Source organism: Acinetobacter sp. NigerLNRRAM0016 (assembly GCF_054112845.1).
The window spans coordinates 1-16991 of sequence record NZ_JBSYVT010000053.1 but is presented as its reverse complement, the minus strand read 5'-3'; the positions used below and the strand labels follow the sequence as shown (position 1 = coordinate 16991).

The window sequence follows — 16991 nt, the reverse complement described above, 5'->3', positions numbered from 1 at the left end:
ATAACAACAACCAGTGAAGCATGTCTATTGCTTCACTGGTTGGCAGTTGAAAACCGCATTCGATGTTTTTTAATTGATTAAAAAAAGGTTTAGAAATTTGGTTGTGGCCAGCGCTAGATCTGGCGCACCAGGATCAATGCTTATTTGTATGGTACCTTAATTGCTTCCATCATTTTAATAGCATCCTCATTACTATTTTTAGCTGCTATCTGTTAAAAGTCGCAGCAAGGACCAGTAAAACAATAATAAAAATAAATAATTTTAAAAAAGTTTTTGGTTTAGGTTCTATCTTAAAATAAACATATTGAAGCAGAAAGCTTAAAACTTGGAGTTGAAATGGTTACTATTAATGAATTACTTAGCAAAAACCTTGATCGCAAATATGGTCCAATTGAAGCGCATGAAGTTATAGAACTTGTTCGTGTAACTCGTGCGCCAGAATCAATAAATAACCCTTCAATGCCATCAGTTAGAATTTCTAATGCAGATCTGCACCATATGGTTGAACAAGCTAAAAAGTTCAATTTGTGGGAAGAATGGTCCACCAAGGTTTTAGCAACTGAGTTGCCATACAACCCTTATCTTAAGCCAGTGTTTACAGGTCATAGTTTCCCACGTTCTAGCATGTCTACTGACAACTACGAAGCATTAGTACGCTCTACGTTAGTGCCGGTGCTACTACCTGAAGATAAAAAGTCTTTTATCAACCTGAATGACAAAGTTATGTCATTTAACAACCTCATGTTTGATATGCCCGATGCGATGGTGAACCATCTCATGACTGGTAAAAAACTTTGGCTATATGCAAAAAATGGGCAAGTGGTCTGGTATACCCGTGCTGAGTATGAGGCGCAAACCAAGTGGAACCAGGCTGAACAGGATGCTAAGAAAAAAATTACTGCATTGTTTGAATTATTCAATGCGCTGCAACAAGCTAAACCGATCTTTGATGCTATCGATCAGAAGAAAAACTTCAGTGCTTTACCGTTCAAATGGTTCACTGGTGTAAAAATTGTAATGTCAGGCTTGTCAGCTGGATCATGGGGCGATGGTGAAAAATCAAATACAGTGACTCACTTGGTTTTTGATGAAGACTACTCAGGATCTAAATTGGTTCGTGAGAAAAACCAGTACTTGTGCTCAGCTGGAGGCTTATTCCCTGCAGATGAAGCAAAGAAAGAATTCAAAATGAAAGTAGGTGAAGTTACCGTGGACACGGTACCGCACCTTGTTACATGTAAAGTGTGCCTAAAACGTATTTTTACGCAACTTGCATTAACTCAATCTAATTAATCAAATTTATAGGGTGTTCATCATGAATAACAAAACAATTGCCAAAAAAATGATTAACCAAGTTAAATCGGTTATCACTGACCCTCAAGCAAAAAGCTTGTTGGCTGCTTATCACGTAGAGACGTCATTTACCCACTTCTACGAAACACACAGCCACATTTACTTGGTTGGTAAAGACATTACTGCAGTCATGGCCAAACATTTTCCATACTTCACGTTTAAGACTCGTGATAACAAGAAAGCCCGTCACGGTATTGGCGATGGCTCAATGTCTGATTGCTTAAACAAGCTGCGCCGTGTGTATCGCTTAGAAATCAAAAAACCGATTAGCGAGAAGTTTATCGCTGAAGCTGGTGCACCGACTTTCACAAAAAGCCAATCTGTAAGTCCTGTTGCTTATTTGATTGATGAAGTTGTGCAACTGTCTTTGCACATTAAAGACTTAAACTGATGAATCATAAAATCAATAACTTACATTAGGTATGATTCAGTAAATTTACATTATAGTTCTAAACTCAATGAACTTTGAGTTTAGATAACCAATCCATTTATGACATAATAGTTGTAAATTTACTTATGTTTGAGTTTACCTATTCCAAATATCCAATAAGTAAATAAAACGGTGATTGCAAGTGATATAAAAATGACTATTGGGGATGGTACTTGCATTGGACTCAACCAAAATCCAAATAAAATACATGCAACAAATGCACTGCTACAAAGAAACAACTTAAAAAATACCACAAGTATTGAATCTGATTTTTTCGTAATATTCATTCAAACTTCCTCTTTGAGTTTACAACTATATTGTTAAAGTTTAGAACATTAATGTCATTTTTGAGACTTTAATGGTCAGTCACAGCGGCGTGAACGCTGGCCGTCCTTTCTGATCCGGCGCGATCCGCGCGACATCAGCCGTATCTGGGTCCTGGAACCGGAGGGACAGCATTACCTGGAAATTCCCTACCGTACCTTGTCGCATCCGGCTGTCACCCTCTGGGAACAACGGCAGGCGCTGGCGAAACTGCGGCAGCAAGGGCGCGAACAGGTGGATGAGTCGGCGCTGTTCCGCATGATCGGCCAGATGCGTGAGATTGTGACCAGCGCGCAGAAGGCCACACGCAAGGCGCGGCGTGACGCGGATCGCCGCCAGCACCTCAAGACATCAGCTCGGCCGGACAAGCCCGTTCCGCCGGATACGGATATTGCCGACCCGCAGGCAGACAACTTGCCACCCGCCAAACCGTTCGACCAGATTGAGGAGTGGTAGCCGTGGACGAATATCCCATCATCGACCTGTCCCACCTGCTGCCGGCGGCCCAGGGCTTGGCCCGTCTTCCGGCGGACGAGCGCATCCAGCGCCTTCGCGCCGACCGCTGGATCGGCTATCCGCGCGCAGTCGAGGCGCTGAACCGGCTGGAAGCCCTTTATGCGTGGCCAAACAAGCAACGCATGCCCAACCTGCTGCTGGTTGGCCCGACCAACAATGGCAAGTCGATGATCGTCGAGAAGTTCCGCCGCACCCACCCGGCCAGCTCCGACGCCGACCAGGAGCACATCCCGGTGTTGGTCGTGCAGATGCCGTCCGAGCCGTCCGTGATCCGCTTCTACGTCGCGCTGCTCGCCGCGATGGGCGCGCCGCTGCGCCCACGCCCACGGTTGCCGGAAATGGAGCAACTGGCTCTGGCACTGCTGCGCAAGGTCGGCGTGCGCATGCTGGTGATCGACGAGCTGCACAACGTGCTGGCCGGCAACAGCGTCAACCGCCGGGAATTCCTCAACCTGCTGCGCTTCCTCGGCAACGAACTGCGCATCCCGTTGGTTGGGGTAGGCACGCGCGACGCCTACCTAGCCATCCGCTCCGATGACCAGTTGGAAAATCGCTTCGAGCCGATGATGCTGCCGGTATGGGAGGCCAACGACGATTGCTGCTCACTGCTGGCCAGCTTCGCCGCTTCGCTCCCGCTGCGCCGGCCTTCCCCAATTGCCACGCTGGACATGGCTCGCTACCTGCTCACACGCAGCGAGGGCACCATAGGGGAACTGGCGCACTTGCTGATGGCGGCGGCCATCGTCGCCGTGGAGAGCGGCGAGGAAGCGATCAACCATCGCACACTCAGCATGGCCTGTCGACAACCTCTCGCGCAACCAAGACATCGCGGTCGGACTGCAAGTGATCTTGAAGCCACGGGCCCGTCCCACCCCGACATGGACCTCGATGCCCGAACGGACGTTAGATTTCGAGTTCTAGGCGTTCTGCGATGAAGGTTGGATCCCAGCCGGGATTGAAAGTGTCGACGTGGGTGAATCCGAGCCGCTCGTATAGGCCACGCAGGTTCGGGTGGCAGTCGAGCCGCAGCTTGGCGCACCCCTGCGTTCGCGCGGCATGGCGGCAAGCCTCGATCAGCGCGGAGCTGACACCCCGGCCCGCATGTGTCCGTCGCACCGCGAGCTTGTGCAGATATGCGGCCTCCCCCTTGAGGGCGTCGGGCCAGAACTCGGGATCCTCGGCCGACAAGGTGCAACAGCCGACGATGCCGTCGCTGCAACTCGCGACTAGGAGCTCGGATCTCAGGACGAAGGTCTCCGCGAATGTCCGGTCGATCCGCGCGACGTCCCAGGCGGGCGTTCCCTTGGCGGACATCCACGCCGCAGCGTCGTGCATCAGCCGCACAACCTCGTCGATATCACCCGAGCAGGCGACCCGAACGTTCGGAGGCTCCTCGCTGTCCATTCGCTCCCCTGGCGCGGTATGAACCGCCGCCTCATAGTGCAGTTTGATCCTGACGAGCCCAGCATGTCTGCGCCCACCTTCGCGGAACCTGACCAGGGTCCGCTAGCGGGCGGCCGGAAGGTGAATGCTAGGCATGATCTAACCCTCGGTCTCTGGCGTCGCGACTGCGAAATTTCGCGAGGGTTTCCGAGAAGGTGATTGCGCTTCGCAGATCTCCAGGCGCGTGGGTGCGGACGTAGTCAGCGCCATTGCCGATCGCGTGAAGTTCCGCCGCAAGGCTCGCTGGACCCAGATCCTTTACAGGAAGGCCAACGGTGGCGCCCAAGAAGGATTTCCGCGACACCGAGACCAATAGCGGAAGCCCCAACGCCGACTTCAGCTTTTGAAGGTTCGACAGCACGTGCAGCGATGTTTCCGGTGCGGGGCTCAAGAAAAATCCCATCCCCGGATCGAGGATGAGCCGGTCGGCAGCGACCCCGCTCCGTCGCAAGGCGGAAACCCGCGCCTCGAAGAACCGCACAATCTCGTCGAGCGCGTCTTCGGGTCGAAGGTGACCGGTGCGGGTGGCGATGCCATCCCGCTGCGCTGAGTGCATAACCACCAGCCTGCAGTCCGCCTCAGCAATATCGGGATAGAGCGCAGGGTCAGGAAATCCTTGGATATCGTTCAGGTAGCCCACGCCGCGCTTGAGCGCATAGCGCTGGGTTTCCGGTTGGAAGCTGTCGATTGAAACACGGTGCATCTGATCGGACAGGGCGTCTAAGAGCGGCGCAATACGTCTGATCTCATCGGCCGGCGATACAGGCCTCGCGTCCGGATGGCTGGCGGCCGGTCCGACATCCACGACGTCTGATCCGACTCGCAGCATTTCGATCGCCGCGGTGACAGCGCCGGCGGGGTCTAGCCGCCGGCTCTCATCGAAGAAGGAGTCCTCGGTGAGATTCAGAATGCCGAACACCGTCACCATGGCGTCGGCCTCCGCAGCGACTTCCACGATGGGGATCGGGCGAGCAAAAAGGCAGCAATTATGAGCCCCATACCTACAAAGCCCCACGCATCAAGCTTTTGCCCATGAAGCAACCAGGCAATGGCTGTAATTATGACGACGCCGAGTCCCGACCAGACTGCATAAGCAACACCGACAGGGATGGATTTCAGAACCAGAGAAAGAAAATAAAATGCGATGCCATAACCGATTATGACAACGGCGGAAGGGGCAAGCTTAGTAAAGCCCTCGCTAGATTTTAATGCGGATGTTGCGATTACTTCGCCAACTATTGCGATAACAAGAAAAAGCCAGCCTTTCATGATATATCTCCCAATTTGTGTAGGGCTTATTATGCACGCTTAAAAATAATAAAAGCAGACTTGACCTGATAGTTTGGCTGTGAGCAATTATGTGCTTAGTGCATCTAACGCCGGAGTTAAGCCGCCGCGCGTAGCGCGGTCGGCTTGAACGAATTGTTAGACATCATTTACCAACTGACTTGATGATCTCGCCTTTCACAAAGCGAATAAATTCTTCCAAGTGATCTGCGCGTGAGGCCAAGTGATCTTCTTTTTGTCCCAGATAAGCTTGCTTAGCTTCAAGTAAGACGGGCTGATACTGGGCAGGTAGGCGTTTTATTGCCCAGTCGGCAGCGACATCCTTCGGCGCGATTTTGCCGGTTATTGCGCTGTACCAAATGCGGGACAACGTAAGCACTACATTTCGCTCATCGCCGGCCCAGTCGGGCTGCGAGTTCCATAGCTTCAAGGTTTCCCTCAGCGCCTCGAATAGATCCTGTTCAGGAACCGGGTCAAAGAATTCCTCCGCTGCCGGACCTACCAAGGCAACGCTATGTTCTCTTGCTTTTGTAAGCAGGATAGCTAGATCAATGTCGATCATGGCTGGCTCGAAGATACCCGCAAGAATGTCATTGCGCTGCCATTCTCCAAATTGCAGCTCGCGCTTAGCCGGATAACGCCACGGGATGATGTCGTCATGCACGACAAGGGTGACTTCTATAGCGCGGAGCGTCTCGCTCTCGCCAGGGAAAGCCGAAGCCTCCATAAGATCATTGAGCAATGCTCGCCGCGTCGTTTCATCAAGCTTTACGGCCACAGTAACCAACAAATCAATATCGCTGTATGGCTTCAGGCCGCCATCCACTGCGGAGCCGTACAAATGCACGGCCAGCAACGTTGATTCCAGATGGCGCTCAATGACGCTTAGCACCTCTGATAGTTGGTTCGAAATTTCGATGGTCACCGCTTCCCTCATGATGTCTAACGTTCACGTTAACCGGCCGAGGGGCGCGCAGCGTCCCCGAGATCCGGTTGAACGTGTTGTTGGGCAGTCTCACAAAACTACACAAGTAAAGCCACCAAGAGCAGCGCGGCGAAGCCGAGCGCGGTTACCAAACCTGAGTAGGCCGGTCCCTCGTGCGCGGCTTCTGGTAGCAGGGTTTCGCTGACCATGGCCAGCAACGCGCCCGCGCCGAACGCTTGCAACAGCAGCGCTGTGTTCTCGGTTAGTGTGCCCGCCATGGCAAACCCGGCGCCGGTCAGCAAAGCCGTTGCCGCCGCGATCAAGCCCCACAGCCACAATATCCAGCCAACCGAGCGATTAGCCGCACGCATGCCTGCGGAGGCGGACATGGCCTCGGGTAAGTTTCCAAGGGTGATTGCGACGATCAGTGCCACTTCGGGGCCGTGCGAGTACAACACCAGCCCGAGTACCAATGCCTCTGGCACGGCATCCATCGCCGTTCCCATGGCGATAGCCAGCCCACTATTGGGCATCTCGGCCTCGCTGGGTTGCGCCACGCATTCGCCGCAACGCTTGCGATGCTGGGCGCCCCGGCTCGACAGCCAGGCATTGCCCGCGCTAAAGGCCGCCGCGCCAATTAGCAGCGCCAGAACACCCATATAGGGGGTGACCTTGAACACCTCCGCTGCCAGCTCTACCGTCGCAGCGGCGAGCAACAAGCCAGCGCCGACGGACATAGATCGAGCAATAGTGCCGTGTGTCAGGGGCGCGAATATGCCCAATAAGGTACCCAGCATAATTCCGGCGGCGGGAACGCCGCCCCAGGCGATAGCAGTGATGATGGAATCAACAGGAGTAATGGTCATGCGTGCCTCGCTGTGAGCATTATTTATCCGCCCGGTCCGGCAATACCCAGTTCGGGCGCGGGTAGTGGCAGGTGTAGCCGTTGGGGAAGCGTTCCAGATAATCCTGATGTTCAGGCTCGGCCTCCCAGAAATCGCCGACCGGCGCGAGTTCGGTTACGACCTTGCCCGGCCACAAGCCTGAGGCATTGACGTCGGCAATCGTATCGAGCGCCGTTTGTTTCTGAATGTCATTAACGTAGTAAATCGCCGAACGATAAGACGTGCCACGATCATTGCCCTGCCGGCTGGCGGTGGTTGGATCATGTATCTGAAAAAAGAACTCCAGGATACGGCGATAGGAAATCTCATCCGGATTAAAGAGTATTTCGATACCTTCGGCGTGAGAGCCATGATTACGGTAGGTGGCATTGGGAACATCGCCACCAGTGTATCCAACCCGCGTTTTGTGTACGCCCGGCAGCTTGCGAATCAGATCCTGCATGCCCCAGAAACAGCCACCTGCTAAAACAGCGCGCTCTTGTATCATTAGATATTCTCCACTTGATTGAGGTATTCGCCGTAGCCTTCCGCTTCCATGTCGTCCCGATGGATGAAGCGCAGCGAAGCCGAATTGATGCAGTAGCGCAAGCCTCCGCGATCCCGCGGACCATCCGGGAATACATGCCCCAGATGACTATCGCCATAAGTGGAGCGAACTTCCGTGCGGATCATGCCGTGGCTGGTGTCGCGCACTTCATTGATGTGCGCGGGCTCAATGGGTTTGGTGAAGCTGGGCCAACCGCAGCCCGATTCGAACTTGTCGGAAGATGCAAACAGCGGTTCACCAGACACGACATCCACATAGATGCCCGGCTCGTGATTGTGTAGATACTCGCCTGTTCCTGGACGCTCCGTGCCACCTTGCTGGGTTACTCGGTGCTGTTCCGGCGTCAGGTTGGCGACGGTGTCTTCAGATTTCTTGTACATCTTCATGAAATTCTCCATGAGCGTGCTTGGATAAAATTTGCCTCGAAAACAATATGCGCCCAACTTTGTTTTAGGGCGACTGCCCTGCTGCGTAACATCGTTGCTGCTCCATAACATCAAACATCGACCCACGGCGTAACGCGCTTGCTGCTTGGATGCCCGAGGCATAGACTGTACAAAAAAACAGTCATAACAAGCCATGAAAACCGCCACTGCGCCGTTACCACCGCTGCGTTCGGTCAAGGTTCTGGACCAGTTGCGTGAGCGCATACGCTACTTGCATTACAGTTTACGAACCGAACAGGCTTATGTCAACTGGGTTCGTGCCTTCATCCGTTTCCACGGTGTGCGTCACCCGGCAACCTTGGGCAGCAGCGAAGTCGAGGCATTTCTGTCCTGGCTGGCGAACGAGCGCAAGGTTTCGGTCTCCACGCATCGTCAGGCATTGGCGGCCTTGCTGTTCTTCTACGGCAAGGTGCTGTGCACGGATCTGCCCTGGCTTCAGGAGATCGGAAGACCTCGGCCGTCGCGGCGCTTGCCGGTGGTGCTGACCCCGGATGAAGTGGTTCGCATCCTCGGTTTTCTGGAAGGCGAGCATCGTTTGTTCGCCCAGCTTCTGTATGGAACGGGCATGCGGATCAGTGAGGGTTTGCAACTGCGGGTCAAGGATCTGGATTTCGATCACGGCACGATCATCGTGCGGGAGGGCAAGGGCTCCAAGGATCGGGCCTTGATGTTACCCGAGAGCTTGGCACCCAGCCTGCGCGAGCAGCTGTCGCGTGCACGGGCATGGTGGCTGAAGGACCAGGCCGAGGGCCGCAGCGGCGTTGCGCTTCCCGACGCCCTTGAGCGGAAGTATCCGCGCGCCGGGCATTCCTGGCCGTGGTTCTGGGTTTTTGCGCAGCACACGCATTCGACCGATCCACGGAGCGGTGTCGTGCGTCGCCATCACATGTATGACCAGACCTTTCAGCGCGCCTTCAAACGTGCCGTAGAACAAGCAGGCATCACGAAGCCCGCCACACCGCACACCCTCCGCCACTCGTTCGCGACGGCCTTGCTCCGCAGCGGTTACGACATTCGAACCGTGCAGGATCTGCTCGGCCATTCCGACGTCTCTACGACGATGATTTACACGCATGTGCTGAAAGTTGGCGGTGCCGGAGTGCGCTCACCGCTTGATGCGCTGCCGCCCCTCACTAGTGAGAGGTAGGGCAGCGCAAGTCAATCCTGGCGGATTCACTACCCCTGCGCGAAGGCCATCGGTGCCGCATCGAACGGCCGGTTGCGGAAAGTCCTCCCTGCGTCCGCTGATGGCCGGCAGCAGCCCGTCGTTGCCTGATGTCTTTGCACATTAAAGACTTAAACTGATGAATCATAAAATCAATAACTTACATTAGGTATGATTCAGTAAATTTACATTATAGTTCTAAACTCAATGAACTTTGAGTTTAGATAACCAATCCATTTATGACATAATAGTTGTAAATTTACTTATGTTTGAGTTTACCTATTCCAAATATCCAATAAGTAAATAAAACGGTGATTGCAAGTGATATAAAAATGACTATTGGGGATGGTACTTGCATTGGACTCAACCAAAATCCAAATAAAATACATGCAACAAATGCACTGCTACAAAGAAACAACTTAAAAAATACCACAAGTATTGAATCTGATTTTTTCGTAATATTCATTCAAACTTCCTCTTTGAGTTTACAACTATATTGTTAAAGTTTAGAACATTAATGTCATTTTTGAGACTTTAATGGTCAGTCACAGCAACAAGAAACAGCGCCGATCGCACGATCTGACGTTCAAAACAGTTTCCAGGATCTTTTCAATTGATTTGAGGCTTATATGAATATGCATACGACTCAAAAGAGTGAGAGAGACAAAATGACAAAACGCTGTTCTGTTGATGTGAAGTCACCCTGGTTCTTCATAGAGAACCAAATCCCAAACAAAGATGGCACGGCGTTTATTGTGTGGGATGAATTCTTAGACCATGAAATTAAACCTATCCGCTGGAGCGATAAGATCCGTGACTATGCTTCAGGTGAAGTCGAATGGAGTGGAAGCTTCTTATTTTGGCGATATGATGATGGTACACCAGCTGAATCACCAAGAAGCTATCAGCAATCTTAATTTCTTATATTTCCGAGGGTGTAGCCAATTGATTTTGAGATTTGATCAATCTCTTTAAGGCAAAGGTTTGATTCCTTGAATGCCAGTTCGAGTCTGACCATCCCCGTCATTGCCAACAAATTCCCTCAAATGAATCAATTGAAGACAATCATACCAGCCTCACTAAAATAGTTACGGCTTTGACGTTCTGACTTAGGTTCCCAATCTCTATTTTTCAGATTACATGATCCAGCAGCAATTTTAGCCTTGCCAAACTTACTTTGAATGTTTTGAAACGCCGTCATTAACGCTTGCTCTTTTTCAAGCTGCTCTACGTCAGTTAGTAGGCCGATCGTGCGATGTTCTTCTTTTATCAATTCACACAACATCACGCCACATTTCTTAAACTCTATCCCCTCTTTGTACAATTTATCAATCAGTGATGTGGCAGCTTTAACCAGTTGCATCAAATTGTTTGTAGGTTGGGTAAACGTGTATGTTAACGACTTGCTGTAATACGGTTTTGACTGGTCAAATGGGTTGGATTGCAAGAAAACAATCAGAGATCCGCATAGCTGGTGTTCAGCAACAAGCCGATTGAATGCATTATGGGTATATTTGCTGATGGCTTCTTGAAGAATTGAGAGCTCAGTAATTTTCTGGCCGAAAGATTTGCTCGAGACAATCTGTTGTTTCGCCTTAGGTGAACTTTCAAATTCAAAGCATGGCTGGCCAAGCAATTCTAAAATCGTACTTTGCATATTCACATTGAAGAGTTCACGCATTCGATTCGGGTTGGATGTTGCAAGATCCAGCACACTTAAAATCCCCATGTCATTAAGCTTTTTAGCGTACTTTCGCCCTACACCCCATATTTCATCAACTGGCATGCTTTGATAGTAGCTTTCGACATCTACCAGGCTCATTGTCACTAAATTACAGATTCCATTTAATTCTGGATTCTTTTTGGCAAGGTTGTTGGCCATTTTACTTTCAGTCAGTGTTCTACCAACACCCACGCACGTTGTTAAGCCAATAAACTTATATACTTGATGCCGAATCTCCCGTGCCATTTCAGTAGCATCAAAGTTTTTAGTAAATTGAGTAAATTCTATAAAGCCTTCATCAATGCTGTAAATGCTGTAACAGCTTGGATCTACAAAACCAGATAATATTCCATGAAAACGGCGTGACATTTCGCCATATAGCGCAAAATTGCTCGATAGCACATGAACGTTATGTTTATTGATGATGTCTTGGACCTTAAAGAGTGGCGCACCCATCGGGATTTTTAAGAGTTTAGCTTCAGCGCTTCTCGCGATGATTGTTCCATCATTAGAGCTTAAGACAACGCATGGTTTACCCTTTAACTTAGGGTTCCAAAATGCTTCCATCGAACAATATGCCGAATTTATATCAACATGAATAAATACCCGGTTTGTCATTTTCGTGCGTCTTTAATGATGTAAGTCACTACGCCCCACACAATCAATTCCTGTTCAGGTTTTAGAAAAATATGTGAGTGCTCTTGGTTTTCTGCTTTAAGCCAAACTGGAGGGATAGATTTTGCATCTGGACCAAAAATTTCATTAATTTCACCAGCTGACATTTGCTTGGTGATCATCAACCGCTTAACGGTAAAGTCTGTTTCTAGCTGAGCAACAATAATATCTAGATGCTTGGCGTCTAAGCTTCTATCGATTATGAGCTTATCGTTAATATCTATACCGGCATTTAGCATGGAACGAGAGCCTACTTTACCAATAAACGTAGAGTACTCATTGGTGATCAGCATTTCGTTGAGATCGACCGACTTTTCAATAAAATCTTGTGCTGGTGAAGGAAATCCAGCTGATAATAATTCAGCTGCAATAGGAATTTGTAAAAGCGAGTTAGATCTGACGTGCTCGAGGTCAAGAATATCGCTTATCTTTTTATTTGCACCGCTAAATGCGATAACTTTCGTTTCAGGTTTTCCTGACGTTGAACTGCAAGTAGACATGAAAAAAACCTTACTATGATTTGAGACCCATTGTATTGAGAGCTGTATGTTTGTTCAAATATTTCTTAAAAGTTACCAATACACAATGGGTTATCCTTGGAGTTAGAATAAAGATCGTCTATCTTATGAATAATAAAATTTACACGTAATATGTCAGAGATGATGCCAATTATTCATTACTTAACAGTACAGGTTTGCAAACGGGTATTCATAGAGCCTAACTACGGCGTAATGCGTTCTAATGATCCATTAGTTATAGATCCTGATCTATCAATGCAGCCATTATGTTTACTTGGCATCTCCGTCAATGATTTTCCATTAAATTACACGGAATATTATGAAAAAAATGACAGTAGTTGTTCCCTGTCAAAATTCCTGAAGACTTTTTGGAGCCGTTACTACAAGACTAATGGCCCAAATATTCCATTAGTTTTTGGAATACCAGATATCCTGGTTATCGATCATCGTGTGAAGGATATTATTAATCAATCATTTTATAGTTGGTTAGACTCGAATAATATTCAATATGAGTTTTCTGATAGTAAGAATAAAAAAGCTATTGCTAATTTTCGTCAGCATCAACACTATCCTTATATTGAATGTTACTCTGAGATAGACGTCCTAGATACATATAAAACTAAAAATGAAGAATATGCCTTACCTTTATCCGTTCTAAACACGATGACTAACTATTTAGATAGTGTTTTTCTCTTATCAAAGCATCGTAAAACTTTAATAGCGTATACCAGCAGACCTATTAAGCATCCAACATTTACAGAGTGCTGTCCTAACGATCTCCGACTATTTGACATTACACCTTTAGAAAGTAAAGCCGATAGAACTTTACAGGATGCATATTGGGTTAGCTCCGATTTAGAAAATGGCAATTATGGATACTTGCGGAATAGACAAGTGAAAGAAGACATAGATTGCACCAGAGAAGATAAAAAAGCTTTTTTGGCCCTAATAAAATCATTGCCAGTTACTCAATGGATGGATATTTTTACAAGCAATCAGATTGAATTATTGAATCAATTAAAAAAACAACGATACAAAGACACAATTGATATCGATCAGATTAATTACGCAGATATGTGTTTTAAATTAGGGTTAAGTAGGGATTCTCAATACACAGTTTTAGCACTGGAGACATCTAAATTAAAACGTTCTGAAATGATTGAACTTTGGGATCAATATTCTCATGGAGGTGATGTTAAGTACTCTTGTGAAATTATGCTTCCTGACTGGTACTCTTCGCGAAATGATAAAATTTACAGATATTTTTATTTATCTATGTGGAACAGCAGCATTATTTTCATAAGTGAATCAGGATCTCCAGCAACAAAATGTTTTGATCAAGATGAATGCATTAATTACATGTCAAAAAATCAATTCAAAATACATAATTTAAGTAATATCGTTGATATACGTCACTTTGATGAATTGCTATTAAACAACAGGCAATATTTATTGAACATCGTTAAAGAAATGGATGCTTTTGAACTTTTAAAGGACCTAAATACCGTATAAAACAGAGTGTGGAAACACACTCTGTTTTATAGAAAATGATTTCTATTGGATATAATTGGACAAGTAATTATAAATACTCGGATCTTCAATATCCGATGGGAATCCACGATCACAGACAAGGATAAACTTATTCCCCTGCTTTATAATTAATGGCTCTGTTCCATATCAAAGGCTTTTTAAATACCCAAAATGGAATCTCAGCTGGAAGTGATGTGTTGTACAACCAGATCCCACTTGAAGCTGGTAGAACGGTTTGGGACAGTAAAGCAAATTGGTTTAAGTGTAATTATTAATTTTATTATCTAGCTTAAAAAGAGGTCATTAGGGACCTCTTTTTTTAACTCATAATTTATAGAATGCAAATAGCCTTATGAGGCCAGACTATATTCCTGTTCATGAGTAAAGTTGGCCAGAACCAGTGCATAAGATAAATCAGGTGGTACTGAGTTACCGACCATACGATATTGGTCTTGTTTAGTTAACTTCAATTGTTGGTTATTTTCATCATGTCCATAACTGAAAATATAATCATGCGGAAAGCCTTGAGCCTTATAAAGTTCAAATGGTTGAAGCATTCTAAAGCCAATATCTTCAATACAATAGCGTTCATCATTGATTTCAATGATTCCAAATTTTTCAAAAAGTTCATTTTTGAAATTTAACCCTTCAGTAAATCTCGTTAATAAAGCTCGTACCTCTGCAAATTGATTTACTGTTGTGAGTGTATGCATAGGTTCATTTAACTCTTGGCCAGTACATCCATTTTTCATTTTTGAAAGGTGACAAACATATAGTGAGTGGGTACCGCCTTTAGTTTCAGCTGTAATTGTCCTCAAAGGCTCATCGATCGGCATTGATCTCCGACTTGATCCATTTGCACATTCTGTAAGAATTGGAGCAGCTGCATCAACGATATATGGCTCTGGATTATGAACGATATATTTCAAAATACCGCGAACAATACGCTCTAACGTAGCTGGTGCCAGTGCTTTTTTTCTTTTAAATATACTAGGGCAATCAAAACTTAGATCTACGCATTCAGCAGCTGTACGCCATGGCAATAAACGTCCCTTTTTTACAAGACTGGTATTAGGATTACCATGGGTTTCCTTTGGCCATACGATTGGCAATCCATCACGGCGAGCTATTAAGAAAAATCGATTTCGTATAGTTGGTGAACCGAAGTCACATGCTTTTAATTCTTTGTATTCAACTGAGTATCCTTGATATTTCAATGCATTTACAAAGCAATTAAACGTTCGTCCCTTACGCTTTGGGCATGGACGTCCATCTTTATCAAGGTCACCCCATTCTGCAAACTCCGTTACATTTTCAAGCATTATTACACGAGGTCGAACCTTTGCTGCCCAGCGCAATGCAATCCAGGCCAATCCCCTAATGTTTTTATTGAGAGGTTTACCTCCCTTAGCTTTGGAATGGTGTTTACAGTCTGGGCTCAACCAGACTAATCCAACGGGTTGATTACCAGTGATTTCAACTGGATCTACATCCCAAACACTTTCACAATAATGTTTTGTAAGAGGATGATTTACCCGGTGCATCGCCAAAGCTTTAGGATCATGATTAATAGCAATATCAATCGGTCTCCCAAATGCACGTTCTAAACCGGTTGATGTTCCACCACCCCCGGCAAAATTATCAACAATAAGTTCGTGTGGTAATAAATTAAACATAATATAAACTCCAAGTTTTTGGCTTTTTGCCACTAAATTCGTGTACGCGAATACTGTATGAATACTTAGGCAAGCATTAGTTCATTTATAGAATCAATGGCTGCCAAATCATCATAATCATAGTAAGCATCATCGATGGCAGACGAAATTTCATATTCAGAAACTCCTGAATTCAGAGCGAGTTTTAAAAGATTCCGGTCTAATCGGTCATATTTGTTTGAAAATGCCATCAGTTTATGGTCATGCGCGTTATTGGCCATAAAGAATGAATATGCAAAACCAACAGGCGTTACACTTCGAGCATTTTTAGTGGCCAAGCTTTTCCCACCATATAACTTGTGCATTTTAGATCCCTCTATAGGCTCTACTGGTGCAATAGGTAGGTCAGCATTAAATCTACCCCATAATAAGGTTTTCTTAGTGTAAGTATCCCCAAAATGAAACGGATCAAACGACAGACGCCACGGCGACAACCCGGTTAAGCTCGCAATACGCCCTACTGGATTCTCAATTGCCCAAATATTCGGTTTAAAAAATTCAATTGTTCTTAAAGTTTGGTACACCAGCTCAATACTGCTTAACGTGCGACCATCAGCATCTTTGGCGGTAAAATGTCTTGCACCAGAAACAGCAAAGTCAGTACATGGGCATGCAGCTAAAATCGCATGAACGTCCAAACCATCAAAGCATGCAAAAAGCTCGTTAAAGAATTCCACGCTGAAGTTATTAATATCGCCAAAATAAGGATCTGCCTGTATATCAAAGCGAAATACTTGATAGCCAGCATCAACCCATGGTTGTGACCATGTGCCAGACAAATCAAAAAGAGAAATGACAATTTTTTGGTTGTTTTGGTTGCGGATCGTTGGATCTAGATATTGGTTAAACGCAACGTTTTTCCATTGTTCTAAACGCTCTAATGCGGAAGATCTGGACATCCAGCCATTAGCTTCAACATATGCTTGTGATTTCTTATTTAAGCGAACAACTTCATTCTTATGCGGTGCATCAAAGATATTTGAAATCTTAAACTCAGCATCAATAAAACTACTTCTTGCATCCAATAAAAGCTTATTGAAAAGTTGCAATTGTTCATTATTGTTTTGCGTTTTTACTAAATCCACGACCGACTCCAAGTTTTAAGCAATGAGCTTGATTACCTAATTTTAGAGTAATTTGTATGAATATAATTTTTTTTAAAAATAGTTATATGTCTATTCAGTTGAAGACGATTATCTACCATAAAGCTTATTGAGCTTTTCGGATGCTAAATCACTAAATTTGACGTAAATTGTGCTGGATGTCTTTGCCAATTTAACTTCAAGATGCTCATTAATCTGGATGTAAGCACCTTTACTAATATTTAGATCTTTAGTTAACTCCTGGATAGCCTGATCAAACCTATTCTCTTCTATCTTTAATAGTGAATATTCATTACTAATATTCAAATTAATAGATTTAGCGACCTGTTCAAAAGTGCGAATCATATTAAAACATAGGTCTATTTTTCTTTTTTTATTGATGCCAG

Annotated in this window: 19 protein-coding genes; 7 read left to right on the top strand and 12 right to left on the bottom strand. The window is 46.3% G+C overall.

Annotated features, from left to right (window positions below):
- Positions 1-336 precede the first annotated feature (336 nt).
- The 4 genes from ACWQ4X_RS18260 (at position 337) to ACWQ4X_RS18245 (ending at position 3558) form a co-directional block, all read left to right on the top strand.
- The gene (locus ACWQ4X_RS18260) at positions 337-1293 is read left to right on the top strand and encodes a hypothetical protein (RefSeq protein WP_457904573.1); all 957 of its coding nucleotides are present in this window, start codon (positions 337-339) and stop codon (positions 1291-1293) included.
- A gap of 22 nt (positions 1294-1315) precedes the next feature.
- Complete coding sequence (locus tag ACWQ4X_RS18255) at positions 1316-1744, top strand: hypothetical protein (protein WP_033917495.1); 429 nt, start codon at positions 1316-1318, stop codon at positions 1742-1744.
- 522 nt (positions 1745-2266) lie between these two features.
- On the top strand, positions 2267-2563 hold the full coding sequence (locus tag ACWQ4X_RS18250) for a hypothetical protein (RefSeq protein ID WP_000019232.1): 297 nt from the start codon (positions 2267-2269) through the stop codon (positions 2561-2563).
- A 2-nt stretch (positions 2564-2565) separates the two neighbouring features.
- Positions 2566-3558: a TniB family NTP-binding protein gene (locus ACWQ4X_RS18245; protein WP_001381192.1), complete on the top strand. Its 993-nt coding sequence runs from the start codon at positions 2566-2568 to the stop codon at positions 3556-3558.
- On the opposite strand, the gene ACWQ4X_RS18240 is transcribed toward ACWQ4X_RS18245, so the two are convergent.
- From ACWQ4X_RS18240 to msrB, 7 genes are all read right to left on the bottom strand, one after another.
- Positions 3527-4027 carry a GNAT family N-acetyltransferase gene (locus ACWQ4X_RS18240; RefSeq protein WP_000376623.1) on the bottom strand — a complete coding sequence of 167 codons (501 nt, stop codon included), beginning with the start codon at positions 4025-4027 and terminating at the stop codon, positions 3527-3529. The two genes, ACWQ4X_RS18245 and ACWQ4X_RS18240, sit on opposite strands and share 32 nt — an antisense overlap.
- Before the next feature lie 127 nt (positions 4028-4154).
- Positions 4155-4994: a sulfonamide-resistant dihydropteroate synthase Sul1 gene (gene sul1 / locus ACWQ4X_RS18235; RefSeq protein WP_000259031.1), complete on the bottom strand. Its 840-nt coding sequence runs from the start codon at positions 4992-4994 to the stop codon at positions 4155-4157.
- On the bottom strand, positions 4988-5335 hold the full coding sequence (locus ACWQ4X_RS18230) for a quaternary ammonium compound efflux SMR transporter QacE delta 1 (RefSeq protein WP_000679427.1): 348 nt from the start codon (positions 5333-5335) through the stop codon (positions 4988-4990). Before ACWQ4X_RS18230 ends, sul1 begins: the two co-directional genes overlap by 7 nt.
- 163 nt (positions 5336-5498) lie before the next feature.
- Complete coding sequence (locus ACWQ4X_RS18225) at positions 5499-6290, bottom strand: ANT(3'')-Ia family aminoglycoside nucleotidyltransferase AadA2 (protein ID WP_001206356.1); 792 nt, start codon at positions 6288-6290, stop codon at positions 5499-5501.
- Between the two features lie 86 nt (positions 6291-6376).
- Positions 6377-7144, bottom strand: a complete 768-nt coding sequence (locus ACWQ4X_RS18220) for a ZIP family metal transporter (RefSeq protein ID WP_197793538.1) — start codon at positions 7142-7144, stop codon at positions 6377-6379.
- Between the two features lie 19 nt (positions 7145-7163).
- Positions 7164-7670, bottom strand: a complete 507-nt coding sequence (gene msrA, locus ACWQ4X_RS18215) for a peptide-methionine (S)-S-oxide reductase MsrA (RefSeq protein WP_070342361.1) — start codon at positions 7668-7670, stop codon at positions 7164-7166.
- A complete protein-coding gene (msrB, locus tag ACWQ4X_RS18210; protein ID WP_197793572.1) occupies positions 7670-8116 on the bottom strand; it encodes a peptide-methionine (R)-S-oxide reductase MsrB in 447 nt (148 codons plus the stop codon). Before msrB ends, msrA begins: the two co-directional genes overlap by 1 nt.
- Positions 8117-8309: 193 nt before the next feature.
- Here msrB and intI1 point away from each other — a divergent pair, with 193 nt between their 5' ends.
- Both intI1 and ACWQ4X_RS18200 read left to right on the top strand, forming a co-directional pair.
- Positions 8310-9323 (top strand): class 1 integron integrase IntI1, encoded by a 1014-nt coding sequence (gene intI1 / locus ACWQ4X_RS18205; RefSeq protein WP_000845054.1) that lies wholly within the window; start codon positions 8310-8312, stop codon positions 9321-9323.
- A gap of 686 nt (positions 9324-10009) precedes the next feature.
- Positions 10010-10258 carry a hypothetical protein gene (locus ACWQ4X_RS18200; protein ID WP_042893682.1) on the top strand — a complete coding sequence of 83 codons (249 nt, stop codon included), beginning with the start codon at positions 10010-10012 and terminating at the stop codon, positions 10256-10258.
- Positions 10259-10392: 134 nt separating this feature from the next.
- On the opposite strand, the gene ACWQ4X_RS18195 is transcribed toward ACWQ4X_RS18200, so the two are convergent.
- Positions 10393-11682, bottom strand: coding sequence for a Y-family DNA polymerase (locus ACWQ4X_RS18195; protein ID WP_043041780.1), 1290 nt, complete (start codon positions 11680-11682; stop codon positions 10393-10395).
- Complete coding sequence (umuD, locus tag ACWQ4X_RS18190) at positions 11679-12239, bottom strand: translesion error-prone DNA polymerase V autoproteolytic subunit (RefSeq protein ID WP_227555106.1); 561 nt, start codon at positions 12237-12239, stop codon at positions 11679-11681. Before umuD ends, ACWQ4X_RS18195 begins: the two co-directional genes overlap by 4 nt.
- Before the next feature lie 159 nt (positions 12240-12398).
- On the opposite strand from umuD, the gene ACWQ4X_RS18185 reads away from it, so the two are divergent.
- Complete coding sequence (locus ACWQ4X_RS18185; RefSeq protein WP_227553500.1) at positions 12399-13769, top strand: hypothetical protein; 1371 nt, start codon at positions 12399-12401, stop codon at positions 13767-13769.
- Between the two features lie 368 nt (positions 13770-14137).
- Here ACWQ4X_RS18185 and ACWQ4X_RS18180 read toward each other — a convergent pair whose 3' ends face one another.
- The 3 genes from ACWQ4X_RS18180 to ACWQ4X_RS18170 form a co-directional block, all read right to left on the bottom strand.
- Complete coding sequence (locus ACWQ4X_RS18180; RefSeq protein WP_457904572.1) at positions 14138-15463, bottom strand: DNA cytosine methyltransferase; 1326 nt, start codon at positions 15461-15463, stop codon at positions 14138-14140.
- Positions 15464-15528: 65 nt separating this feature from the next.
- Positions 15529-16587 carry a DNA cytosine methyltransferase gene (locus tag ACWQ4X_RS18175; RefSeq protein ID WP_005006014.1) on the bottom strand — a complete coding sequence of 353 codons (1059 nt, stop codon included), beginning with the start codon at positions 16585-16587 and terminating at the stop codon, positions 15529-15531.
- A 108-nt stretch (positions 16588-16695) separates the two neighbouring features.
- The coding region (locus ACWQ4X_RS18170; protein WP_457904571.1) for a hypothetical protein at positions 16696-16991 on the bottom strand (296 nt) is incomplete at its 5' end.